At 37.5% G+C, this 26,315-nt stretch carries 14 protein-coding genes; 9 read left to right on the top strand and 5 right to left on the bottom strand.

Annotated elements, in window-relative coordinates; all coding sequences use genetic code 11:
* Window positions 1-47: 47 nt before the first annotated feature.
* Entirely contained in the window at window positions 48-290 is a 243-nt protein-coding gene (locus VB694_RS00970) for a hypothetical protein (RefSeq protein WP_323358441.1), read from the top strand.
* 566 nt (window positions 291-856) lie between these two features.
* Here the strand turns inward: VB694_RS00970 and VB694_RS00965 are convergent.
* The 3 genes from VB694_RS00965 to pbpC form a co-directional block, all read right to left on the bottom strand.
* Window positions 857-1,777 carry a TIGR01777 family oxidoreductase gene (locus tag VB694_RS00965; protein ID WP_323358440.1) on the bottom strand — a complete coding sequence of 307 codons (921 nt, stop codon included), beginning with the start codon at window positions 1,775-1,777 and terminating at the stop codon, window positions 857-859.
* A gap of 181 nt (window positions 1,778-1,958) precedes the next feature.
* Window positions 1,959-2,108 (bottom strand): hypothetical protein, encoded by a 150-nt coding sequence (locus tag VB694_RS00960; protein WP_323358439.1) that lies wholly within the window; start codon window positions 2,106-2,108, stop codon window positions 1,959-1,961.
* 101 nt (window positions 2,109-2,209) lie between these two features.
* A complete protein-coding gene (gene pbpC, locus VB694_RS00955; protein ID WP_323358438.1) occupies window positions 2,210-4,579 on the bottom strand; it encodes a penicillin-binding protein 1C in 2,370 nt (789 codons plus the stop codon).
* A gap of 245 nt (window positions 4,580-4,824) precedes the next feature.
* Between pbpC and VB694_RS00950 the strand changes: the two genes are divergently transcribed.
* The 7 genes from VB694_RS00950 (at window position 4,825) to VB694_RS00920 (ending at window position 20,021) form a co-directional block, all read left to right on the top strand.
* Complete coding sequence (locus VB694_RS00950) at window positions 4,825-10,527, top strand: alpha-2-macroglobulin (protein WP_323358437.1); 5,703 nt, start codon at window positions 4,825-4,827, stop codon at window positions 10,525-10,527.
* A gap of 260 nt (window positions 10,528-10,787) precedes the next feature.
* Window positions 10,788-11,438, top strand: coding sequence for a Uma2 family endonuclease (locus VB694_RS00945; protein WP_323358436.1), 651 nt, complete (start codon window positions 10,788-10,790; stop codon window positions 11,436-11,438).
* A gap of 374 nt (window positions 11,439-11,812) precedes the next feature.
* Window positions 11,813-14,944, top strand: coding sequence for a plasmid replication protein, CyRepA1 family (locus VB694_RS00940; protein ID WP_323358538.1), 3,132 nt, complete (start codon window positions 11,813-11,815; stop codon window positions 14,942-14,944).
* 178 nt (window positions 14,945-15,122) lie between these two features.
* Window positions 15,123-16,112, top strand: coding sequence for a tetratricopeptide repeat protein (locus VB694_RS00935; protein ID WP_323358435.1), 990 nt, complete (start codon window positions 15,123-15,125; stop codon window positions 16,110-16,112).
* 138 nt (window positions 16,113-16,250) lie between these two features.
* Window positions 16,251-16,952 carry a DUF928 domain-containing protein gene (locus tag VB694_RS00930; protein WP_323358434.1) on the top strand — a complete coding sequence of 234 codons (702 nt, stop codon included), beginning with the start codon at window positions 16,251-16,253 and terminating at the stop codon, window positions 16,950-16,952.
* Window positions 16,953-19,184: an adenylate/guanylate cyclase domain-containing protein gene (locus tag VB694_RS00925; protein ID WP_323358433.1), complete on the top strand. Its 2,232-nt coding sequence runs from the start codon at window positions 16,953-16,955 to the stop codon at window positions 19,182-19,184. It begins immediately after the preceding gene.
* A 42-nt stretch (window positions 19,185-19,226) separates the two neighbouring features.
* Entirely contained in the window at window positions 19,227-20,021 is a 795-nt protein-coding gene (locus VB694_RS00920) for an MBL fold metallo-hydrolase (protein WP_323358432.1), read from the top strand.
* Window positions 20,022-20,122: 101 nt separating this feature from the next.
* On the opposite strand, the gene VB694_RS00915 is transcribed toward VB694_RS00920, so the two are convergent.
* Complete coding sequence (locus tag VB694_RS00915; protein WP_323358431.1) at window positions 20,123-21,301, bottom strand: low temperature requirement protein A; 1,179 nt, start codon at window positions 21,299-21,301, stop codon at window positions 20,123-20,125.
* A 329-nt stretch (window positions 21,302-21,630) separates the two neighbouring features.
* Window positions 21,631-24,030, bottom strand: coding sequence for a CHRD domain-containing protein (locus VB694_RS00910; protein WP_323358430.1), 2,400 nt, complete (start codon window positions 24,028-24,030; stop codon window positions 21,631-21,633).
* A gap of 417 nt (window positions 24,031-24,447) precedes the next feature.
* On the opposite strand from VB694_RS00910, the gene VB694_RS00905 reads away from it, so the two are divergent.
* Window positions 24,448-26,199, top strand: a complete 1,752-nt coding sequence (locus VB694_RS00905; protein ID WP_323358429.1) for an iron uptake porin — start codon at window positions 24,448-24,450, stop codon at window positions 26,197-26,199.
* Window positions 26,200-26,315 lie beyond the last annotated feature (116 nt).

Here is a 26,315-nt window from a genome sequence, read left to right as displayed (position 1 = left end):
TATTCCTTTGTCATAACGACAATTTTTAACACCCACTTACTTAATATATGAAAGATAAATTGTTAAATTGGCTCAATATAATATTAGTTGCTGATGTTTTCTTAGTGATTTTGGGTTTTATTTGGTTTGCTGTAGCAGTTGCTGGTAATGCTTCAGGAATCAACTTAGGTTTAGATTTATGGCATAAACTGTGGATACCACTATTTAACCCAGCTATTGGCATCCTTATGGGTGGGGCGCTTCTCAGTGGAATTACCAGTTGGGTGTCTAAGAAATTGATGAAAAATTAGTCATAGTAGGTGACAGGGAGCAGGGTCGCAGAGGTGCAGAGGTTGACACTCTGCGTCCTAAAGGAGCGCAGATTCTTGATTCAACGAGTCCACTTAGTTTAGATCCCTTGCGGTGTCTAACAAGCGAGGTGGTTCTCTCCTCAAGCGTTACTTTCCCCCAGCGGGCGAGGTAGTTGCATTACTGCAAACTTTGTTTGAGTTTAAATTCTGTGTTGTCTAGCCCCCATGAAGATTTTACCTATTCCTGGGTAGGAACTAGAACTATGGAATAGAACCCCATATCTTCAATTGTCAAGGTACAGATTGCCGTTAGGCAGTTAGGTTTTTATACAGGTTGATTACCCGTTCCTGTTAAAAACAATATACCATGACTGCCCCACGCATGGGCAATCCGTTCGCCTACATCCACTGTTCCTTAGCACGGCAAAATATCTCCGCCATGCTCCGATACTTTGCCGAGCGTGGTTTTGGCTCACTCGATTTTCTTATAATAACTTTTTTCTATCCCCAATCCCCAATCCCCAATCCCCAATCCCCAATCCCCAATCCCCAATCCCCAATCCCTATTACTTCAAAATTTGCGTCAATGCTGATTGCAAATTAGGATATTGATAACTAAAACCCGAGGCTTGAGTGCGTTGAGGTAAAACTTTTTGTCCTTCTAAAACTACAATTGCCCCATCTCCCAACATCGCTTCTAAAGCAAAAGAAGGAACAGGCAACCAAGAAGGACGATTCATTACCTGTCCCATTGTATTACTTAAATCTGTCATCCGCACCGGATTGGGAGCAGTGGCATTGTATACGCCTTGCATATTTGACTTAGTTAAAGCTTGGATAATCAAATTAACAATATCGTCTAAGTGAATCCATGAAAACCACTGCTGACCACTACCAATTGGACCACCTGCAAACAATTTGAAGGGTGTAATCATTTTCCCCAAAGCGCCACCGTGGCCTAAAACAATGCCAAAGCGCAAAATTACCAAGCGCACACCAGCATCCCTGACCTTTTGTGCTTCTGCTTCCCATTCTTGACAGACTTGAGCCAGAAAATCTTGACCTGAAGGGCTATTTTCTTCAAAAGTAGCAGTTTCACTAGTCCCATAGTAGCCGATAGCCGAAGCGTTGACTAATACAGATGGTTTAGGGTTAGCCTTAGCTATAGCTTCCACAACTTTTTGTGTACCGATTTTGCGGCTGTTGAGAATAGCTTGCTGACGTTCTGGTGTCCAACGTTCTTCCGCGATGGGTTCTCCCGCCAGATTTACCACACCATCACAACCAGCAATAGTATCTTGCCAAGCACCAGATACACCTGGCGTATAGCCCATAATTTCTACATTTGGGAAAGCCTGAGAGGGAAAAACTTTGTGGGCAAAATTGGTATTCCGGCTTAACACTAATACTCTATTACCTTCATCTTGCAATCGTTTGACCAAACGACTACCGACAAATCCTGTTGCTCCCGTAATTGCTACTTTCATTTTTAACTTAGGCTAAAGCACATTGTACAGTCTTGATTGTTACCTCAATTTAACAATTTTTCAGCCTGTACTGTCTTTCTGTTCAGTTAATTTCTGTGCTGTCACCTGTAGTTCGTGAATTATACCAAGTTGAAAAGATGAACTATAGGAAAAGTTTTAGCATCCAAAATCGAAAATTATCTTAACTGGCGTGTTCCCAGTCACTGAGTAATTCACGTTCTTGCTTTTTCGCTTTGCTTTTGCGAACTGGAACTTTAGGAGTACCAATATCAACAGGCGAAAAGGATTGTTTAGTTTTTTTAGCAGATTTGTGTTCTTGGATGTTAGTCATGGTTCGATACCTTTAATAAAAACTTCAGTCCTAATTTATAACATCATTTTTTTTTAACCCTATTCCGGAAGAAAGATTTTATTTTGGTTTTTTTTAATTAATCAATTAACAGAATATGGAGAAATGGTAGGAGGTGCTACAGAAAAGCCTTGGTTTTCCGGTTGCATATTTCCTACCTCTACTTGAAAATTGATGTGATGCTGCATCTTACCTGCTCTGACTTCCAGAGTCCAATGACCAGGGCGTAAATGCCAAAATATAGCATTATTTGATTGTGTAGATAATCGTTTACCATTTAGCCACCACTCAACAGACTGATGAGAATTATCAGCAACTTTAAACTCTAGTTTTTGCTGTGCTTCTGCACCAGGAGATAGTAGAAATAAATCCCCATCACGGGGGGATAAAATCCTTAATTCATCAGATGGAAAATTCGATTGTGGTTGTTTTGCTAACCATTCATCATACATAGGTGATAAATTAAAATCAGCAGAATTTTGATATGCAATTTTATCTTCTGGTGAGAAATATTCCTGTACTACTGAACTACAATCAGGTGTAGGTTTTAACCCTGTATTGGCACAGATTGGTAACTGTACTAACCCATTTGGTGGTGAAAAGTCCACAGGTGGTTGATTTTCATGCAGATGTAACATGATGCGATTCCATAACGGTGCAGCCCCAGTAACACCGGATACTTGACGCATAGGTTCACCGTTAAAGTTTCCCACCCAAGTAGCAACAGTATAATCAGTGCTAAAGCCCACTGTCCAGGTATCACGATAATTTGAAGAAGTTCCAGTTTTGACAGCCGTAGGGAAGGGCAAATTTAATACTGATTCTACACCAAAAGCCGTAGCACGGGCATAGTGATCGCTTAACATATTAATAATTAACTGCCAGTTTTGGGGATTGGGGATTGGGGATTGGGGATTGGGGATTGGGGCATGATTTAATATAGTTACTAACGGCTTACTTTGTCCCAAATTTGCCATAGTTAAATAAGCCCTTGCAAGTTCCCATAAATTCACTTCTCCGCTACCCAAAGTTAAACCCAAACCGTAATATTCAGCACTTCTATTTAAGTGTTCAAAACCTAATTCATGCAACCGATTTAAGAAAGTTTGGACACCAACTTTTTCTAATACTCTCACCGCAGGAACATTCAAAGAATTTCCTAAAGCAACTCTTACCCGTACAGGACCAAGAAAACTATTAGTATAATCTGTAGGGCTATATAATTTTGCTCCTGGAATTGCGTAATGAGAAGGAACATCAGCCAAAATAGAATTAGGTTTAATAATGCCTTTTTCTAAAGCTAATTCATACACAAACGGCTTCAAAGTTGAACCTGGTTGACGCAAAGCTTGTACTCCATCGTTTTTTCCTAATTTCACATCATTAAAATAATCCGGTGAACCTACGTAAGCTAAAACCTCCCCAGAGTAGTTGTCAATTACCACAGCAGCTGCATCATGGACATTTTTATCAGTAAGCGAATCAATAATCTGCTGTACTTGTGCTTCCACAAACTGCTGTAAAGGGAGATTTATTGTAGTTTGAATCAGAGAAGATTCTAGTTCCCCTCTCGAAAAGCGGGGAGGGATTAGGGGTGCGGTAATTTCCTTCGCTAACCAAAATAAAAAATGTGGTGCAGCAATAATTCCCTGTTCACGAGGTTGAAAAATTACCTTTTCTTGATATATATTTTCCGCTGATTCTTGAGTAATATATCCATCTTTTACCATTTGATTTAAAACATATTTCTGCCTTTTTTTTAACCTTTCCCGATGTTGATAAGGATTAAAATAAGTAGGATTATTAGGAATAGCAGCTAAAAGCGAAGCTTGGGCTAAATTCAAATTATTTGCAGAAGTTGAAAAATAAATTTGTGATGCTGCTTCCACACCGTAAATATTTCCTCCCATCGGTAGACGATTAATATAAGCTGCTAAAATTTCATCTTTACTCATTCCTGCAAATAATCGCCAAGATAACCAAATTTCTTTGATTTTTGCAGAAATAGTCCGGGGTGAATTATCCAACATTCGCGCTAACTGCATGGTAATTGTGGATGCACCAGAAACGATTTTTTGATGTTCAATTGAATTTTTAGTAGCGCGAATAATGGCTTTTAAATCTAAAGCACTATGTTGATAAAAACTGCCATCTTCAGCTGCTAGAATCGCGTTGATAAATTGATGTGAGACTTGATTTAATGGTACAATTGATGTATGCTCCTGGTCATGGGTGAGGATAGTTCCCAATGGTAAACTGTTACGATCTGTAAATTGCAAAGCTAATTTATTTTGAGCGATATTTTGACTATGAATAGGGATAAAATAAGGTATTATCCGTATAATTAAACAAATGATAATTACAGTCAGAATATATCTATTGAAATAAGGAAGATAGGACTTTATTTCACGCAGAGACGCAGAGACGCGGAGAGTCAGATTTTTAAGTTTCATGGGTTTATATTTCAATGGCTGTTAAGGCGATTTCGGAAAAAAATCAAAAAAAATCAATATTTTTGAATCGTTAAGAATTGTATTCAATTCGGGAACAAATAACACCTGATTAGTTATCTATATAAGTAGGTTGGGTTAAGCGACAGCGCAACCCAACAAAATTTATCTCCAATTATTTCCAAAGTGTTGGGTTTCCTTCGTCAACCCAACCTACAGAGTTAAAGTTTTTCAATTTATTCAAAAATATGATTATGAAATTGCGACATTTTTTATTTATCATCATCTTAATATTAGGTATAGCTGGTTGTAATTTGGTTGGTATCACCCCAGGTAAGGAAAAATTACCCACAGTTGCATTACTTACACCCCCAAAATTACCAGATTGGATAGCACAAATCAGTCCTTTGGGAGATGCAAATACTCTCAGTCAAATTAGAATTCGCTTTAAGGAAGCTTTAATTCCTGTTGAAAGTCTTGATAGTCCTCAACAGCAGGAATTATTAACTAAATTTGCAATTTGGCCACCTTTATCGGGGAAGTTTCGTTTTTTAACACCGCGTATGGTAGGGTTTCAAGCTGATAAAGCTTTACCGAAAGCTACGCGAGTACAAGTGACTCTTAAAGCAGGTTTAGCAGATTTACAAAATCATCGTTTAGATGAAGATTTGGCTTGGACTTTTAATACAGAATCCCTTGAAATCAGCAATTTACCTGGTGTTAACCCAATTGAAAAAGCAGAAATTCAACCAATTGATTTAAAACCAAAGTTACAATTTACCTCAAATTTAGAATTAGATTTAGGTTCGGTTCAAAAACATTTACAACTAATTCCTGAAGGTAAAAATAAAGGGGTAGGTTTTCAGGTAGATTTAGCGAAATCAGAAGAACCAGAAAATTTAGATCCTTTAGAAAAATTTGACCCTTCTGCACGGAATTGGATTTATAATATTACTCTTGGTCAAAATCTCAAAAAAGCGACATCTTACCGATTAAGATTTTCTGCCGGTATTCTTCCAGCTTATGGAAATTTACCTAGTGATAAAGAGTTTGTGAGTAAATTAGCAACTTATTCACCATTAGCATTTGAGGGAATTAAACCTTATGGAGAACCAGACGCAGGGGGAACTTATGGCAGATTTATTAAAGGTAGTCCTCAGCTAGAATTTAATAATATCTTATTACCAGAATCTGCAAAAGCACATATTAAAATTAATCCCAAACCTAAAGATATTGATAGAGTCTTACAAATCTATGATGAAGATAGAATTGTCAGTATTAATCCTTATGCTTTAGAACCTGCTAAGACTTATACAATTAGTATTGATAGAAATCTCAAAGATAATTTTGGGCAAAGTTTAGGTAAACCATTAACTATTAAATATAATACTGGTGATTTAGCTGGGGATATTCAAGTTCCTGGAGATTTAAATATTTTTCCTACTACTCAAAATTTACAGTTAAATATTAATGCTGTCAATTTAGCAGAATCTAAATATCAAGCAGATTATCTGGTAGTTAAACCTACAGATTTAGTTTACACAAATAATGCTAATGATTTATTACCTAAACCTGAAAAATGGCAAAGTTTCAAAATATCAGGGAAAAAAAATCAATCAGTTAATATTGCTGTTCCCTTAAAAGACAAGTTGGGAAATAATCAGGGAATGTTAGCTTATGGTGTACAAGCAAGAACTAATAAATATCAAGAAAATAATAAACAATTATGGAGAGAAGTAACGACTTATGGAATGGTACAATTAACCAATTTAGGTGTCTTTAGTCAATGGTTTCCAGAGTCAGGTTTAATTCGAGTTCATCATTTGAGTGATGGTTCACCTGTTAAAGCTGCAAACATTGAAATCTATCCATCAAAATTATCTGAAAAATCACGTCCTCAACCTATACCTTGTTTAACTGGTAAAACCGATAATAGTGGAACTTTAAAAATTGAGAATGATACATTACAGCAATGTTATACTAATGCTGAAAAATTACCAAAATTGTTAGTAATTGCCCGTGAAAATCAAGATTGGGCATTTGCAAGAACTGAAGAATATAGCGGTAATTATGGTTATGGAATTGATACTGGTTGGGAAGGTGGTAAACCAATATCACGAGGTGTAATTTTTTCCGATAGACAGTTATATCAACCAGGTGAAAAAGCTGCATTTACTGCTTTTACAGATTATTTAGAAAAAGGTGAAATTCAACAGGATAAAAATGCTAATTATAAATTAACTTTATTTAGTCCCAATGGACAAAAATCAGATTTAGGGACACAAACTAGCAATGACTTTGGAACATTTTCTTTAGAGTTACCAATTCAGAAAAATCAACCTTTAGGATATTATAAAATCCAAGCTAAAGGTAAAGATGGACGAGAAATTTCTGGGGAATTTCGGGTAGCTGAATTTAAACCACCTAATTTTAAAGTTGATTTACAGTTAAATAAGGAATTTGCGTTAATTGGTGATAAAGTAAATGCTGATGTTAGCAGTAATTATTTATTTGGTTCACCAGTACAAGGGGGAAAAGCCAAATATTTTGTCACCCGTCAACAAACTAATTTTATTCCCAAAGGTTGGGAAGAATTTAGTTTTGGTAGACAGTGGTTTTGGCCTGAAGAAAGTCCAAATGTTTCTAGTGATGTTTTACAAACTAATACTCAATTAGATGCTAGTGGTAAAAATAGTCAAACGGTAACGGTAGCTAAAGATTTACCCTACCCCATGAGTTACCGTGTAGATGTGCAAGTTGCAGATGTTTCTAATTTATCGGTTGCTAATTCTCAAACTTTCATGGCTTTACCTAGTAACAGACTTATTGGTTTAAAAAGTAATTTTGTTGCTGATGCTGGAAAGGCTTTTCCTGTAGAATTTATTGTTAGTGACGCGACAGGAAAACCGTTAGAGAATGAACGGGTAAGTTTAGAATTACAAGAGATAAAATATAGTAGTGTTACCCAAGTAATTGAAGGTAGCAGAACTCCGAAAAACCAAGTTGAATATCAAACAGTTGCTAAAACTGAAGTTACATCTTCTAATATTCCCCAAACTGTAAATTTAACACCAAAAGAATCAGGTTCTTACCGCATTCGTGCTAATTTTAGCGGAAGTGGAGATGATATTACAGCTACAGATTTACAAATTTGGGTAACGGGAGAAAATCAAGTAGTTTGGGGTGGTATAGAAAAGGATAAATTATCAGTTAAGTTAAATAAAAAAGAATTCAAAGTTGGTGAAATTGCAACTGCTTTAATTCAATCTCCCTACCCAGAAGGAGAATTATATTTTGCAGTAATTAAAGATAAACCTCTCTATCAACAAGTTACCAAAATTATAGGAGGTGCGCCACAAATTCAGTTTACTGTCACACCGGAAATGTTACCTAATGCAGCAGTACAAGCAGTTTTAGTTAGACAAGGTAAACCATTAAATCAGGTGAAATTAGAGGGGTTAGATAATTTATCTAAAATAGGTTTTGCACCTTTTAAAGTTAACTTGGAAGATAAATATTTAAAAGTGCAAGTTCAACCAAATCAAAAAAGTTTAGAACCAGGAAGAGAAGAAACTTTAAAACTGGAATTAAAAGATAATCAAGGAAACCCAACTTCAGGACAATTTACTGTAATGGTGGTAAATGAAGCGGTGTTACAACTTGCTAGTTATCGTCCTCCAAATTTAGTAGATACTGTTTATGCAGAACAACCAATTTCTACTAGATTTAGTGATAACCGTCCTGATGTAAGATTAACTCCACAACTGGCAATGTTACCCAAAGGTTGGGGTTATGGTGGTGGGTTATCCAGTGCTTTAGCTAATACTCGTATTCGCGAAGATTTTCAACCTTTAGCTTATTACAATGGTTCTGTAATTAGTGATGAAAATGGCCAAGCTACAGTTACTTTTAAATTACCAGATGATTTAACAACTTGGCGGGTGATGGTTGTTGCTACGGATGGAAATCTGCGGTTTGGTAATGGGGAAACGACATTTATCACAACAAAGCCATTAATAACTAATGCTATTCTCCCACAATTTGCTAGATCAGGCGATCGCATTTTTGCAGGTTTATCCGTTACCAACACCACAGAAAACACCGGAAGCTTGAATATTAATGGTGAAGTTAGCGGTTCTCTCAAATTTGCAGAAAATAATCCTAAAACCACAAATTTACAAACACCAGCAGAGTCAAAAACCCAAGCTTATCGTTTTCCCATGATTGCAGGAAATGTGGGAGAAAGTAAAGTTACTTTTGCAACTCAATTAAATAATATAGCTGATGCGTTTACAGTTCCTTTGGAAATTAAACCTTTAGAAATTACAGAACAAGTTGTAGAAACTGGAGTTACAGAAAAACAGGTAAAAATTCCTCTAAATATTGATAAAAATATCATCCCAGAAACCGGAGGTTTAGAAATTCAATTATCTAATACCTTAATTACTGAAATTAAAGCACCTGCAAAACAAGTTTTAGAAGATAATGATTTACCATTTGCAGAACCAGCAGCGAGTCAATTATTAATTGCTGCAAATCTACAAACTCTCACCCAAAAATATAATCAAATATTTGCAGAATTTAATCCCCAAAAACAAGCTAACCTAGCCATAGAACAACTGCAAAAACTACAAATAGCTGATGGTGGTTTTGCTGCTTTACCAGGACAAGAAAAATCTGACCCTTGGGTTTCTGGTTATGCTGCGGAATCTTTAATAAAAGCTAATCAAATTTACCCCGGTTTAGTCGATGCTAAAATATTATCTCGACTAAAAACTTATTTACAAAAAGTTCTTGCTAACCCTGGACAATATGATTTTTGTAAATCCAAACTCTGCAAATCCCAACTGCAACTTAATTCTTTAATTGCCCTAGCACAATTAGGAGATAAACGCAATAGTTTTCTCTCAGATATTTACAAACAAAGTAACGCTTTTGATGTAGTCACTCAAATTAAATTAGCCCGATATTTATACCAGTTTCCAGAATGGCAAAATGAAGCGCAAATCATGAGAATTGAGTTACAAAAAAATATCTATGAAACTGGACGTAGTGCAGTTGTGAATTTACCAAATAGTTGGAGTTGGATGAATTCAGCAACTACTACCCAAGCCCAAGCATTACGTTTATTTGTCGACCAAGAAACACCACTAGAAAACATTGATAAATTATTACAAAGTCTTTTGAATTTACGTCGAAATGGAACGTGGAAAACAACTTATGATAATGCCCAAGCTTTAACTGCTTTAGTAGAATATAGTCGACTCCAACCCACACCACCGAATTTTCTTGCTACTGTAAAATTAGCAGGTCAGAAGTTAGGAGAAACCAAATTTAATGGTTATCAAAATCCTAGCTTACAGGTAAATGTAGACATGGATAAATTACCCCGTGGTCGTCATGATTTAGTTTTACAAAAATCTGGAAATGGTAATTTACATTATTTAGCTGCTTACAGTTATCGCTTACAAGGAAATCAACCAGGAAGGTTTAACGGTTTACGAGTAACGCGAGAAATTAGTAAAGTAAATGATGAGAAAGTCATTCAAAAAACGGGAATGTACGCTTTTGATAAACCATTGAATTTACAAACTGGAGAAGTGTTTGATATTGGTTTAGAAATCATCACAGATCATCCTATCGATCATCTCGTAATTAAAGACCCATTACCCGCAGGTTTTGAAGCAGTAGATCAAAGTTTTCAAACTGCAACAACCGCATTACAAGCAAAAGCTGATAGTTGGCAATTAGGATATAAAACTATATATAAAGATAGAATTATTTCCTATGCAGATCATTTGGAAGCAGGAGTTTACAATTTACATTATTTAGTCCGTTCTGTGACTCCAGGAACTTTCCTCTGGCCTGGTGCGGAAGTGCATTTACAATATGCACCAGAAGAATTTGGACGCAGTGCTGATTCTACTTTGATTTTGGATGAAAATAAATAAGGGAATTTCAATTGGGATTGACGGAAATGGTAAGTGCGATCGCTATCCTACAATTACGGTAGCGTTCCGTACTGAAAATGTGAACACAAGGTTAAGAAATTTAGTGAAAATCTAGATACTTGAGTTAAAAGAGATGTAACTTATGTTATGATTCTTTTCTTACTGTAAGCATTGATGATCATGATTTAGATGAAATTGGAAGTGGATTTATAGATTTTGCAAAGAAACAAAAAATTTCGTTTTGGCGGGAGGGTTAGAAAATGATTGAGTTACAAACCCAGTTACCCACAGATACATGGATTTACACTTCTTGGGCAGATTATGAGCAGATAATTATCAATTTGCTCAACAAAAAAGCGAAGAGTTACTACTATAAAGGGTATATGAGGCTGGAAATGGCACCAGTTAGTTTTGATCATGGTAAAGATCATGTTGTAATTATTTTTGCGGTAACTCTATTTGCGACAATTAGAGGGATTCTGGCTACAGGTTTAGACACTACTACTTTTCGTAAAACTGGTATTCAGGACTGTCAGCCTGATGTGGCGTATTACTTGCGAGAACGCGCCCAATCTATCCCCACTGGTACAGGTATTATCAAACTTGATCTGTATCCTGCACCAGATTTGGTGATTGAGATTGCGAAAACCTCTCTTCTTGATGATTTGGGGACAAAGCGAACTTTATATGAAGATTTAGGTGTTGCTGAATATTGGGTAGTAGATGTCCAAAATGCCCAAATCATTGCTTATGCTATGGCAGATCAAGGTAGTAAACGTATTCAAGAGTCACAGGTATTTCCTGGTTTAGTAATTGCAATTTTAGAGGAAGCTTTACGCCGTAATCGTGAAATGAGTCAATCTGAAGTTGGCGCTTGGTTATTGAACCAGTTTCAGCAAAAGGAGGGTTGAATTTAACTCTAAAAGAAGCTAAAAGTTTGTTAGAACAAGCCAAACAACAAGTTGAACAAATAATATTAGGGGGTTAAGTTTCAAAATGTCTACACCTCCTGAAATCATTGAAGATGATCAATATACAAGTGTATTTGTACTAATACTCAGAAAAATCTACTGATAAAGAAAAACTAATAACGCATAAAAATCACAATACAAAATTATTATTTTTACCATTCAACAGGAAAAATAGGCACATTCTGTAATAACCGAAGTATCTCTACAAACACTGTATAAAAAATAGCGCCAAAATGGCACAAATTTTTTGATCAAAAATCAGCAGATGCGTGTTAAAGTTTTATTTCCGTTGTCTTCAGTTAGTGCCTCTGCCCATGTTTGTGGATTATTTACACCCCCAACACCTTGAAGAATTAGTCAAGGAAAGCTGTATAGATTTACACTTGACGCGACTAAATTTTCGGTCGTTGCAAGGTGCGATCGCATATCAATATCTACTCATTTCCGAACAACTCCCCCGCACGAATACTGGCATGATCAAAAGTGCATGGTTGCAGCGTTACAGCCATATTACAGAAGGTGGTTGGTGGTGTTCGGGAAGAGACCCCCTGAATAATTGGCAGAAGATGGAATGGGGATGCTTTAAACCCACCCAACCCCGACAAAATAAAAATGGCAAGTCTATTAAATATGAACATCCACCCAGCACACCAACACGGGTATTTTGTCTGCGGGTAACTTGGCAAATTTGGCAGCAAGTCGCGCAGCGTTATAACATTTCCATGCCTAAAAATATCACCATTAATAATGATGGTGAAGCAGAGGGTTTTTGGCAATGGGTGATGGAATTAAATATCTCAATTATTATTTGTGAAGGTGCGAAAAAAGCCGCAGCTTTGTTAACACAAGGATATGTTGCTATTGCTATTCCTGGAATTACTAGCGGTTATCGAGTTGTTAAAGATGAATTTGGTCAAGTTACCCGTCGTCAACTCATCCCAGACTTAGCAGTTTTCGCTACCAAAAAACGCAGTTTTTATATATGTTTTGATTTTGAAAATCAAGCAAAGAAAGTTGCTGCTATTAATAATGCTATTTCCCAACTTGGTTGTTTATTTCAACAACAAAATTGTCCTGTAAAAGTTATTGAGTTACCAGGAATAGAAAAAGGCGTTGATGAGTTTATTGTTGCTAAAGGTGCAGCTAGTTTTGAGAAAATTTATCGTCAAAGTGTAGATTTAGAAATTTATATAGCGCAAACTAAACCCCACACAGATTTAACTATTATTCCGGCGCTGACTGTTAACCAAGCTTACTTAGAAAAAATCCCTTTTCCCTCTTCTGGCTTAGTAGGAGTAAAATCAGCTAAAGGTACTGGCAAGACTACTGGATTAGAAGCAGTTGTTAATCAAGCTAAAAGTCATAATCGCCCAGTTTTATTAATTACTCATCGTATCCTTTTAGGAAAATTCTTATGTGCAAAAATTGGCATTGATTGGGGAATTAGCCATGAAGCATGGAATATAGAAGAAGATTCAAAATTACCAATTTCTAAATCTTTTGGTTTATGCGTTGATTCCCTTTGGAAACTAAATCCAGAAGATTGGCAAGGGGCAATCATAATATTAGACGAAGTTGAACAATCTTTATGGCATCTACTTAATAGTAATACTTGTAAATATAAACGGGTAAAAATCCTCGGCATCTTTCAGCAATTAATTACCATGGTTTTGACCACTGGGGGCTTAGTAATTGCCCAAGACGCTGATTTATCAGATGTTTCTCTAGAATATTTACAAGGTTTAACAGCAACTAAAATTACTCCTTGGGTAGTTGTAAATAATTGGAAACCCCAACAAGGTTGGGATGTAACTTTTTATGATTCACCTAACCCAACACCATTAATTCATCAATTAGAATTAGATTTAATTGCCGGACGAAAATGTTATGTAACTACTGATAGTCGCACTGGACGTTATAGTTGTGAAACAATTGAACGTTATCTTAAAGAACGTTTACAGAAATTAAGAAAGGAATTTCCTGATACTTTGGTAGTTAGTAGCCAAACTACTAATACTCCTGGCCATGCAGCGGCTGATTTTATTGCTGCTATTAATCAAAAAATTACCGATTATGATACCGTATTTGTTACCCCTAGTTTGGGGACAGGAATTAGTATTGATGTCCAACATTTTGATCGTGTTTATGGCATTTTTCAAGGAGTAATTCCTGACTCGGAAGCACGTCAAGCATTAGCAAGGGTGCGGGATGATGTTCCCCGTGTTGTTTGGTGTGCTAAACGCGGTATTGGTTTAATTGGTAGTGGCAGTACAAATTATCAGTTACTATCGCATTGGTATCAGGAAAATCAAAAAGAAAATTTAGCTTTACTCAGTCCTTTACATAAAATAGATGTGGATTTACCTATGGTATATGACCCGATTCATTTACGAACTTGGGCTAAATTATCAGCTAGGGTAAATGCTTCTATTCGTCTTTATCGTCAATCGTTACAAGATGGTTTAATTGTTGATGGACATAAGATTATTATGCGTAGTAATGCCGTTCAAAATAATATTCTTCGGGATTTACGGTTAGCTTTTTTTGCTACTGATCCCAGTGAGATAGAAACCCGTAAAAGGTTAATTATGGAAATTGTGAAGGTGCAGAAAGATTGGGCGCAAAGTCGTCAAAAAGCTAAAGAAATTAAACGCAAAATTAAAGAAATTAAACAACAAAATCAATTATTATCAGCAAATTCTGTGGCTATGGCCAAAGATATTGATTATGTCGAATATGACCAGTTATTAACTAAACATTCTCTTAGTGATGAAGAACGTAATCAAATAAATAAATATATCCTCAGAGATAGGTATGGAATTGAAGTGACTCCTTCGTTAAAACTGCAAGATGAAAAAGGTTACTATGGACAACTTTTAACTCATTATTATCTCACTCATGAAAGCGAGTATTTTCATACGCGAGATCAACAAGAATGGCATCAACAATTATCTTGGGGTGAAGGTAAAGTCTTTTTACCAGATTTAAAAACTTATACTCTCAAAGTTGAAGCAATGCGAGCATTAGGTATGCTACAATTTTTAGAAATAGAAAGGGTATTTAGTGAAAATGATAGTGATATTATTTGGTTAAAAAATGTCGCTATTCAAAGTAGTAAACACATTAAGCGAGCCTTATGTATTGATTTGGTGAAAGGAAAAGAAGTTGTTTCAGGAATTAAAATACTCAATCGACTTTTAAGTTTATTGGGTTTGAAGTTGCAACAGATAAATAATGTTTATAGAATTGATTCAGCAACTCTCAATGATGGCCGAGAAAAAATATTTGCAGTTTGGCAGCAAAGAGATGAATTGCGGTTAACTCATTTACATGGTATTGATAGAGAAATTGTTGATTATTCTTTAAAAGCTCAGTCAATAGCAATGCAAGTCATTTTAGAGGGAACTTTTAACGGGCAACAGGGAACAGAAAAAACTCATGTTTAAAAACATGAGATTGAAATAATGACACTGTTTTTTTCGTGCTACGCATCTTGTAAAAACATCTTTTTCTTGACTAAGCTTTAAACTCAGAACTAAAGTTCCCTCTTCCCTGTTCCCTGTTCCCTGTTCCCTTTTTTTGTAACTTATAGTATGATATATAGTCTGAATTCCAGCAAATTATATGAATTCTGAAGAGTTGATAAAACAGGGAACAGAAAAAAATTTACACGCAGATTATCAAACTGCGATAGCTGCGCTGACCGAAGGTATCGCATTTTTCAACCAGGCAATACAGCTAAATCCTAACTTAGCAGCAGCTTACCATCATCGTGGTCACGCCTATTTAGAATTGGAAGAATTTGATCAAGCGATCACTGATTATCAACAAGTAATAAGAATCACAAAAAATTCTCCCCAATTACCTGAAAATATCAATTTTGATCTTGCTAAAGCATTCCATAAACGGGGTTTAGCTTATTTTCAAAGTGGAAATAATCAAGCTGCTATTGCAGATATCAACCAGGCGTTACAGTGCTATCCTGATTTTGTCGCCGCTTATAGTAATCGTGGTAATATTCTGCACATTCTCGGTAAATATCAAGCAGCAATTTCAGATTACAACCAAGCCATAAAAATCAATCCTGGCCTAGCAGCAGCTTACCATAACCGAGGTAATAGCCGCTACGCTCTTAAAAACTATGAAGATGCAATTGCAGATTATAGCCAAGCATTAGCAATTAATCCCAACTTTGCCGAAGCTTATTATAATCGGGGTTTAGTAATGTCTCATCTCCAAGACTATCAAAAAGCGATCGCTGATTTTAACCAAGCAATACAAATCTATCCTGATGATGTTCAAGCCTATTATGAACGAGGTTTAGTTTATAGTAGTTTAGGAGACTATGAAAACGCCATTACAGATTATAATTACGCCTTAAAAATCAATCCCATCTTACCTATAGTTTATGGATTGAGAGCTAATGCACGTCGCCATTTAGGAGACTATCAAGGTGCAATTGCAGACAGTAATAGATTGCTACAACTCAATCCCAATCTAGCAGAAGGATACTGCGATCGCGCAACTTCTCATCTCTTATTAGGAAATCATGAAAACGCCATTGAAGACTATAATCGAGCCTTACAACTTAATCCCAAGATAATTTGTATTTAGTTTAATGCGTTAATTGTAAATTTTTCGTAAAGCAATGTATTAATCTAATACAGTAAACTACCTTAGAAAGTAATAAACATAATCTTAACTATCATGAATTTGCCAAAATATTTTCTGTATCTAAGAAAACTGGTCAGCGTGATTTCCCCAAGCATATTAGTTACAGTTGCCTTACCTGCACATTTACTGGCACAGCCCTTACCAATGAAAATAAGCCTTGAGTTCCCAACTGGAGATTCTAGAGGCACACCTAAATCCACACTCGGTGGAGGAAGACGAGGAGTTTCATGTATTACACTAGACGAAGGAAAACCCGCACTCACTGCCTTAATGCCCAAACGGGATAACAAAAGTCTCACAGTGTCAGCTACTCCAGAATTTTATTTTTACGTTCCCAAAACTACAGCAATTACTGGAGAATTTGTCCTCAGAAACGGAGAAAAAGACATTTACCAAACAACCTTTAAACTCCCTGAAAAATCAGGAATAGTCAAACTGCAAATTCCTCCCACATCGAACCTAAAAACAGGTTCAACATATAAATGGTATTTTACAATCATTTGTAATGCTGATGACAGAAGCAGCGATGAATATACAGATGGAATCATTGAACGAACAGCCATTACTCCATCCGTAAACAAAGCTCTTCAGCAAGCAACACCTCTAAAAAAAGCAGCAATTTATGCTCAGTATGATCTTTGGCCAGAAACCATCACCAACATTGCTCAATTACGCAGCGAAAAGCCAGATATATGGAAAAAACTATTAAAATCAGTTGGTCTGGAGGTAATAGCCGAAGAACAGCTACTTAATTGTTGTCAACCCAACCCTGAATCTTAGATGGATGCGGAAAAGCTGAAAAATTTTGTTTGGCAAGGGCGTGGTTTGTGGCTTACCACTCCTTTCATCGCCTTAGCAGTCATACTCATCCGGTTTGCAGGATTATTGCAGGGCTGGGAATGGGGTGTTTTTGATCAATATATGCGTTGGCGACCTCAAGAAGCACCGGAGAATCGGCTCGTCATTGTCGGTATTGATGAACAAGACTTAGATTATCTTGAACAAGCAACCATTACAGATCAAGTCTTAGCCAAGTTACTCAACAAACTTAAAGCCAGACAACCAAGAGCCATCGGACTCGATGTGTATCGTAACTTACCCTTACCACCGGGAACTTCAGAATTATCACAAGTATTTAAATCTACTCCTAATCTGGTTGGTATTCAGAAAGTAGTAGGAAAAAACAGATACGAAAAAGTACCCCCACCTCCCATACTCAAATCCTTAAATCAAGTTGGTGCAAATGACCTAGTAGTTGATGCAGATAACAAAGTCCGACGTGGACTAATATCCGTCAACACAGAAAATAAGGAAAGAGTCTACAGTTTCAGCTTACATTTAGCTTTGCATTATCTGGAAAAAGAAGGAATTATTGCCAGTAAAGATTGGCAGATAGGGAAAGCTAAATTTATGCCCTTTGAAAGTTATGATGGTGGCTATGTCAGGGCGGATGCTGGAGGCTACCAGATGTTAATCAACTATCGAGGCAAAAGAGGCTACTTTGACACCGTTTCCATGACAGATATTCTCGAAGACAAAATACCGCCAAATTGGGGACGCGATCGCATCATTTTAATTGGATATATAGGAGAAAGCTTTAAAGACTCCTTTTTTACTCCCCACAGTAGCGACCTTCTTAGCCTCCCAGAACCGATGAGTGGGGTGGAAATTCATGCCAATATCGCCAGCCAAATTATTAGTGCTGCTTTGGAAAATAGACCCTTATTTAAAAGTTGGTCAGAACCCCAAGAATTACTATGGATTCTATTTTGGAGTGGTGTCGGTGCTACCCTCACTTGGAACTTGCGCTTACAAAATCTGCTCACATTCCAGAGAATAGCCGCCGTTGTACTAGCGGGAGGAGCTTTATTAGGTAGCACTTATTTAGCCTTCCTCTGGGGTTGGTGGCTACCCATAGTCCCACCATTTTTAGCATTAACAGGATCTGTCATAGCCATTACAGCTTACATTGCTCGCTCTGCTGGAGACATCCGCAAGGTTTTTGGGCGTTACTTAACTGATGAAGTTGTCGCCAATTTACTAGAAAGTCCAGAAGGATTGAAACTCGGTGGTGAACGACGGCAAATTACCATCTTTACTTCCGATTTACGAGGATTTACCGCCACATCTGAAAGACTACAACCAGAAGAAGTCGTGAAAATCCTCAATTTCTACCTGGAATGTATGGCAGATGAAATTACCAAATATCAAGGAACTATAGATGAATTCATGGGTGACGGCATTTTGGTACTCTTTGGCGCTCCCACAGCTAGAAAAGACGATGCCATTAGAGCCGTCGCTTGTGGTGTCGCCATGCAGTTAGCTATGGTCAAAGTTAACGCCCAAATGAAAGAATGGGGATTACCACCTTTAGAAATGGGTATTGGTATTAATACAGGCGTTGTGGTGGTCGGTAATATTGGCTCGGAAAAACGCACCAAATACGGTATCGTTGGCAGTCAAGTCAACTTAACTTACCGCATCGAAGGCTATACCACAGGTGGCGAAATTATTATCTCTGAATCCACTTTTCAAGAAGTAGAAGCTATGGTAGCCGTTGATAGTCAAATGCAAGTTACACCAAAAGGTGTACAAGAACCAATCAATGTCTATAAAATAGCTGGCATTGCCGGCAAATACAATCTTTTTCTCTCTCAGCATCAAGAAGAATTATGCACTCTTCCTGAACCTATTCCCATTCACTATACACTTGTTGATGGTAAAGATATTGGTAGTTCATCATTCAACGGCATCTTAGTTAGGCTTTCCTGCAATGAAGCAGAAATTTGTTGTGCAAATTCCGAAACTCAAAAACCACCTTCTTGTTTGAGTAATATCAAACTTAATCTATCTACGGCACATCAACCAGGAGAAACTGGTGATATGTATGCCAAAGTATTAGAAAAACCTGCCGAAATAGGTGATTTTTGCATTCGGTTTACCGCTAAACCTCCAGAAATACTTACTAAATTTAAAATTTTAATTGAACAAGCAAATTCTCAAAATTCTTAATGATTTCTCACATTCCATATCCAACTACTGACTACTGGTAAAATGGCCAAGTTGATATTTTTAGGTTCTGGTTCAGCTTTTACAGTTGGTGCCAATAACTTTCAGTCTAATCTACTCTTAGTAACCGAGCAAAATCATAAACTATTAATTGATTGTGGTAGTGATATTAGATTATCTCTCCATGCAGTTGGTTTATCATATCTTGACATTACCGATATTTATATTAGTCATCAGCATTCTGATCATGTGGGAGGGCTTGAATATATTGCTTTTAGCACATTATTTGACCCCAGATGCCAAAAGCCAAATATCTATTTAAGCAAAGATGTTTCCAGCAATCTCTGGGATAGAACTTTATCTGGTGGATTAAGATTTATTGATGGCGATATTGCCACTATAAATACATTTTTTGAAGAACATAAAATTGACCGTCATGGTCATTTTATCTGGCAAGAAATAAATTTTGATCTCGTTAAAGTTTGTCATGTTGATAATGGCTTTTATCTGATGCCTAGCTATGGATTATTCTTCACATTAGCAGGTGTTAAAATCTTTGTATCTACAGATACACAACTATGTATAAATACAAATGGAAAATACTATGAACAAGCAGATATAATTTTTCATGATTGTGAAACCTCGCATTATCAAACTCCTGTTCATGCCAATTATGAAGAATTAGCAAAATTACCAATAACAATCAAACAGAAAATGTGGTTATATGGTTATCAACCAGGACTTCTACCTGATGCCAAAAAAGATGGTTTTTGTGGTTTTGTAGAGTGCGGACAGGTTTTTGAATTTTCTTTAGTCCAAAATCATCAATTAATTGTTTGAGAAAATTTCCGAAGTTTCATAGTTAATTAGGGTTTGCGGAAAAAGTCTTTTCATTGAGGCAGGGAACTCTTAACAGGGAACAGTTTCAGCTATTTACCTAATCACGTAGGTAGGGAAAATTGGTTTTTGGTAAATAAATCTAAAGCTACTGTCACCATACAAGCACAAGCAACAAGGGTAATTAAAACCACGGCAGATAAATTACTGCCAGCAATAGCTAGGAATAATACAAAACTTCCTGCTCCTAAACGATAAGCACTCAAAATTCTCCCTTGTTGGATTTTGTCTAAAACACAAGTCGTGAAATTAATTAGGGCTAAAATCATTAAACACAGTGCTACTGCACCGCAAAAAAGCCAACGTTCATTTCCTGGTAAAACATTAACTCCACTGTTGCTAATTAGATGTTCAACTCCTACTCCTATTGCTGCTAAACCTATAGCTAATATGAGATGAGAATATAGCCAAGTCAGAAAGACTTTCATTCTACCTGCTTTCATTGTTTCTAGTGGTGAAACATCAACACTATCGAAATAAAGCCACCAAAAACTAAAAGCAATGCTCACACCCAATATAGCAGTTAATATTGATGAAGTATCCCATTGTTTTCCTGCTACACCCCGGACTACAGCGGCTACTGATTCACCTAAAACAATGATTGTAAATAGTCCCATCCGTTCAGGAACATGAGACATATTTGGGGGAATCTTTACTGCTAAATCACCAGTACCAATAGGTGTAATAAATTCGACAATCAAACCTAATGCCCAACATCCAAAACGCCAGGGAATTGGCACAAATAAGGAAACTAACCAAAATGCCGTACCAATGCTAAAACCTTTGACATACCAACTGGTTAAAGCGCGAGCTTCTGATACATAGTGTCCAGCAATCAGATATTGGAGAATCAGAATACAGCGAGCAGCTATGTAGGCAATAGCAAATCCCTGAGAAGATGCACTTAAACCATGATGTAAATTTACCGTCAAAGCGATAATAATCGACATTTGCAGTAGAGTTAGCAAGCGATCGCCAAGATCATCAGTATCAAATAAAGTAGCGTAGAAAGTAGCCCCTATCCAACACCACCAGATGGGGAGAAATAGGGCAACAAAACCAACAAAGCCACCCAGAGAAACATCCTTACTGAGATTGTGAGATAATTCAGCGATCGCAACTACAAACACCAAATCATAGAAAAGCTCAAGCCAAGTCGCACGTCTTCCTTCATGCTCCTCGTCAATGCGTAATCTAGGCGGTTGCCACAAACCTTTTTTCATCTTACAAATTACCCATTATCAGCCCAAAAAGATGATGATGTGAGCCACTTTTGAAAAAGCAACCCACAAAGAGTATTTTTACAAAAGAAGGGAACAGGGAACAGGGAACAGGGAACAGGTAAAAAATAAAAAACTTTAGTTCTGAGTTTAAAGCTCAGTCAAAAAAAGGATGTTTTTACAAGATGCGTAGCACGAAAAAAACAGTGTCAAAATTTGCAATCTCATGTTTTTAAACATGAGTTTTTTCTGTTCCCTGTTGCCCGTTCCCTGTTCCCTCTGAACTTACTTTGTGGGTTTTTGACTAGCATTGATATCAATAAATCCGTCTTTTAGCCAAAGATAAAGTCACTGGCTGTCAACTCATTAAACACAACATTCGATATAGTTGCCAGGGATATTTCCGAATTATCTGTACTTCCTGGTGCGTTCACCCTAGCTAAAATACTGGTGCTTCTAATGTCCCCAAAAGCTGGTAATAATGTCAAGTCATCAAAAGAATTGATATGGGCTATGTTGTTGATGACAATTTTATCAACACCTAGTTGAAAGTCCATAATCATGTTCTTTGTATCCGTTAATTGTGGCAGACCGAACTGAGTCAATTGTCTAGTTTCTACAACCGATTCAGCAAATCCACTGTCAGCAATCACAAACCGATCTTCTCCAGCACCACCATAGAGAAGATTATTACCACCAGTGCCAATGATCAGGATATCATTACCCTCTTCGCCAAACAACTCATCATACCTACCAGCAAACAAGGTATCGTGACCATTGCCACCATCAAGACGGTTGTAACCGCCATCTCCAGAGGCATCAATGATATCATCTCCATCTTCTCCGAAGGCACGGTCATTGGTATTAACGTAGATTTCATCATTGCCATCTCCTCCATAAAGGCGATTTCCACCTTGGCCTTGAGAGGCATCAATAATATCGTCTCCTGATTTACCGAAGGCACGATCATCTTCATTGACAAAGATTTCATCGTTTCCTTCACTACCGTAAATTCTCCTACGGCTACCAGTGGTATCTCCAAACACGTTATCATTACCACTCAAGAATTTAAAGTCATTAGACAATACGCTACTCTGAGCAGTTAAAGTTGATGGTATGACTGCTGGTAAGACTGGTGGTGAGTCTACAGAAACAGCCAAAGATGTTACTTCTTCATTGCCGAAGTTGGCAAAAGAGTATTTCGTTCCTGGTTGCACATAAACAAACGTATCAGCTTCTACCAATCTGACTTCATTATCAATTTTGAATGATAATGTACCTTCTCTCACATAAAAGGCTTCATGGTTGTCACTGTGAATCATTTCGGGGAAATCATTCGTACTGCTGGCAATTTGACCCCTAATTTCACCACTGGGATTTCCCTCAGTATGAACCTGGATATAGAAGTCGCTCTCATTTCCAGGTAAGCCAGGATTATTGAGGAAATCACTTAAAGCTGAGGGAATTGCTTTCTCTGTCTGATTCCAGATCCCGCTAATGGTGGCTATTCCGTCGTTTAAGCTAATGCTCAGGTCTGTTTCATCCTGTTCATTACCATCCAAAATGTTAAATACATGAACACCACTGCTACCCCGTTCACCAGTATGGATATGAATAGCAGTCACATCATCATCAGTATTAGCAGTTTGCGGAGTACCACCTACTACCAATGCCCCAAAATCTAAACCCGTCACCGTCAAGCTATACTCAATTTCCCCTTGAGCATTGATTTTTAGATCAGCAATGCCAGTACCCGATGATTGTGTTGGCACTAAAACTTGATTAGCGTTCAAGTAAGCTTGAGCAAAAGTGTCAGTGTTTGTAGGCGCTAGGGAAAAACTATTGTATGCAAGTTTATTACCTTGATCATCTACTGTTTCAGCAAAACTACTCAAAGAAGTATATTCAATACCGAAGAGACCTGTAAATTTCGGTCGCTCACTATAAGTGGAAATAGTGAAGCCATCCACACCAGCCAACTGGGTTTGGATTGTGTCCTTTAACTCTTGAGTGGCGTTGTCTGGTAACACCAATACATAATTGGGAGTTCCTTGAGGGGGTTGATAACCATTAAATGCGACCCCACCACCAGTGCGTTGTCCAAATTCTAACTGTTTAGGATCAATTCCCAGTGGAGGTGCAGGGATGGGATCATTCCTGTCTATGACGGGGATACCTGCAAATTCAAATAAGAGGTCTAATCCTCCAGGGGTTGTAACCGAGAGAACCCTAGCTCCGGTGCTTGTTCCTGATGTTGCTGCGGTTGAATTTGGGTTGGCAAATCCGTGGGGTCTAAGTCTTGGACCAAAAACAAAAGTACCTTCTGGTAATCCCTCCAAGATAAATTCTTCTTTACCAGGATCTCCAGATGCAATATCTAGTGCGCCGGCTTCGTTACCGACGAAGAAGTTAACTGTCCCTTCTTCGACAAAAAATGCCTCATGTTCAAAATTGTGGATGTGTGGTGGTGGACCGCCACCGGTGGGAACAAAGAAGTCAAAGGCATTTAATCCGAAGTTAGTTTCTTTAGTAGTAAGTAAAAAAGTATACCTATCACCCGAAGTAGAGATGGCTGGACGTTCATCTAGGGGAGCGTCTTGGGGGACTATTAGATAATTACCGTTAAGTGGCTTGTTGAATATGGAATAATCTTTGGGTTCGCTAGAGCCAGTATTACCACTAGTGTCTGTACCGGATGAGTTACTTGGCAAAGAACCTATGGGATGTGTCATATAGTTGATTTCCGTTTTAGTTTAATGATGAGAGTAATTTTTCAAAGCTGAATATTTAAGGCTTTGATTGGTACATTAATCAGCAAAATTAATCAATTGAAGTAAATATTCTTTACTTAATTTACCTCCACACAAACTATTGATTAATAGTTAATCATCTGCGATTCATCCAGAGGCTAAAAAAATTATGAAGAAAATTTGCACTTAACTTTTCTTATTGATCATCGTAGCCTATTATGCTATGGGAGTTATACATTATTTGCATCAAGCATTGATGATGAAGTAGTTTTGTTAGTTATAGCATTCGAGTTGAAGATTGTCGGCAGCGATCGCTCTACAATCTGCCATCACCGAACTCTGTTATTATACATAGCTAATAATCAAAAACACAAGGCAATTAATTAATTGATATTGAATATGCAACACCACTACTTTTCCAGTTGGAGAGCGAGTCTGATAATTTTAGTTTCCCAAATCGTAGTTTCTGCTTTCACACCTGCGATCGCTCAACCAGTCTATCAGACATCTTCTCCATCGGTCATAGATCCAGAAATACTATCCAACCAAGAAATTGACCAAACATTATCAACACCCATAACAACGCTTTCTGATTTGCCCCTTCATCATTTCAGTCACGAAGGCCATCAAGAGGACAGAGAAAGCAATCCCATGGCGCAAGTTAATACTGTCGCTCAGTTTTCTGATGTCCAACCCACAGACTGGGCTTTTGGTGCTTTACAATCCCTAGTTGAACGCTATGGCTGTATTGCAGGTTATCCCAATGGCACATTCCGGGGAAACCGTGCCATCAATCGTTATGAATTTGCCGCAGGTTTAAATGCTTGTTTAGACCGAATCAACGAATTAATTGCTACAGCTACCAAGGATATTATCACCCAGCCAGATTTACTTGCTTTGCAGCGGTTAGAACAAGATTTCTCCGCCGAACTAGCAACTCTGCGTGGTCGTGTTGATACCTTAGAAGCTAAAACCACGGAAATAGGGGAAAATCAATTTTCTACCACCACCAAACTCTTCGGTAATTTAAGAGTTCAAAATAATGCCTATTTCTCCGGTGATGGCAATCCTCAAGCTAATATGCAATACAACCTCTTCCTGGGGTTACTGACTAGCTTCACAGGTAAGGATTTGCTGCTTACCGCCATTGGTGCTACCAACAGTGCATTTCCTAACTTAACTACAAACAACAATGGCATAAATGTAGGTCCTACCAGAGAAGGTTCAAGCGATACCACAGGTTCAGGTGATACTGAGAATAACGCCAGAATCATCGGTTTGGAATATCAATTTCCCATTGGGGAGAATCTAGTTATAGATGTTGTTGCTGCTAATCGCTATCGTTTTAGTCCTGTTTTACTGACGAAATTTGCTCCATATTATCGCATTGGTAGTGGTCCAACAAGCTCCTTTGCTGAAGCACCTCCTATTTATCTCGTCGGGGCTGGAACAGGCGTTTCTGCTAGTTACAAAATCGTAGACTCGACAGTGCTAACTTTGACGTACTTATCAACTTTTGCCAATGATTCTAACGCCGGCGGTTTCTTTAATGGAGATTATGTAGCTGCTGGACAGATTAACTATAATCCCAATCCTGGACTGTTTTTACAACTTTTATACCAGCATGGCTACTTTGGTCCTGGTAATTTTGGCTTTAATAATGGTCAAACTTTTAGAGGGAATGGTTTTGTTGGTACTGCCTTAGCCAATCGGTTTGATGATGAGGGTGTGTTATTTGCTGAAGCTTCTGCCGTGATTACCAATTCTTATCAGGTTGGTGGATACTTCGCCATCACTCCCAAGGTGCTAATTGGTGGTTGGGCAAATTTAATCCAAGCTAGGCTAATTGGTAAAGGTGATGCTGATATCTGGACTTACTCAGTGCAAGCCGCTTTTCCCGATTTGTTTAAACAAGGAAATCAGGGGGGGTTAATTGTAGGGATGGAACCTACTCTAACAGATGTGAGAAGTAACCTACCTTATCAGCAATTTAAAAAAGATACATCATTACATCTAGAAGCATATTACAGGCATCAAATTACCAACAATCTCTCCATTACGCCTTCTGTGATCTGGATTACAGCACCTAACCAGGATGCAGATAACGAAGATATTGTCATTGGTGGAGTGAGAACAACATTCAGTTTTTAGCTACTTGCTGATTCAGTATCTCCGACTTCTTCGAGAAGTCGGGGAGCTATAGTAAATTTCCCGTTTAATATGACAATTAATCTTAATTTATGGCTTAAATTAGCTTATTCTTACTT

The organism is Anabaena sp. UHCC 0451 (assembly GCF_034931405.1).
In the GTDB taxonomy this organism is placed as follows: Bacteria; Cyanobacteriota; Cyanobacteriia; order Cyanobacteriales; family Nostocaceae; genus RDYJ01.
This window is presented reverse-complemented; position numbering and strand designations above follow the sequence as displayed.

Bases quoted from the DNA above. Each gene is read 5' to 3' on its own strand.
- VB694_RS00970 (WP_323358441.1), top strand. From the start codon at position 48: ATGAAAGATAAATTGTTAAATTGGCTCAATATAATATTAGTTGCTGAT.
- VB694_RS00965 (WP_323358440.1), bottom strand. From the start codon at position 1,777: ATGAAAGTAGCAATTACGGGAGCAACAGGATTTGTCGGTAGTCGTTTG.
- VB694_RS00960 (WP_323358439.1), bottom strand. From the start codon at position 2,108: ATGACTAACATCCAAGAACACAAATCTGCTAAAAAAACTAAACAATCC.
- pbpC (WP_323358438.1), bottom strand. From the start codon at position 4,579: ATGAAACTTAAAAATCTGACTCTCCGCGTCTCTGCGTCTCTGCGTGAA.
- VB694_RS00950 (WP_323358437.1), top strand. From the start codon at position 4,825: ATGATTATGAAATTGCGACATTTTTTATTTATCATCATCTTAATATTA.
- VB694_RS00945 (WP_323358436.1), top strand. From the start codon at position 10,788: ATGATTGAGTTACAAACCCAGTTACCCACAGATACATGGATTTACACT.
- VB694_RS00940 (WP_323358538.1), top strand. From the start codon at position 11,813: ATGTTTGTGGATTATTTACACCCCCAACACCTTGAAGAATTAGTCAAG.
- VB694_RS00935 (WP_323358435.1), top strand. From the start codon at position 15,123: ATGAATTCTGAAGAGTTGATAAAACAGGGAACAGAAAAAAATTTACAC.
- VB694_RS00925 (WP_323358433.1), top strand. From the start codon at position 16,953: ATGGATGCGGAAAAGCTGAAAAATTTTGTTTGGCAAGGGCGTGGTTTG.
- VB694_RS00920 (WP_323358432.1), top strand. From the start codon at position 19,227: ATGGCCAAGTTGATATTTTTAGGTTCTGGTTCAGCTTTTACAGTTGGT.
- VB694_RS00915 (WP_323358431.1), bottom strand. From the start codon at position 21,301: ATGAAAAAAGGTTTGTGGCAACCGCCTAGATTACGCATTGACGAGGAG.
- VB694_RS00910 (WP_323358430.1), bottom strand. From the start codon at position 24,030: ATGACACATCCCATAGGTTCTTTGCCAAGTAACTCATCCGGTACAGAC.
- VB694_RS00905 (WP_323358429.1), top strand. From the start codon at position 24,448: ATGCAACACCACTACTTTTCCAGTTGGAGAGCGAGTCTGATAATTTTA.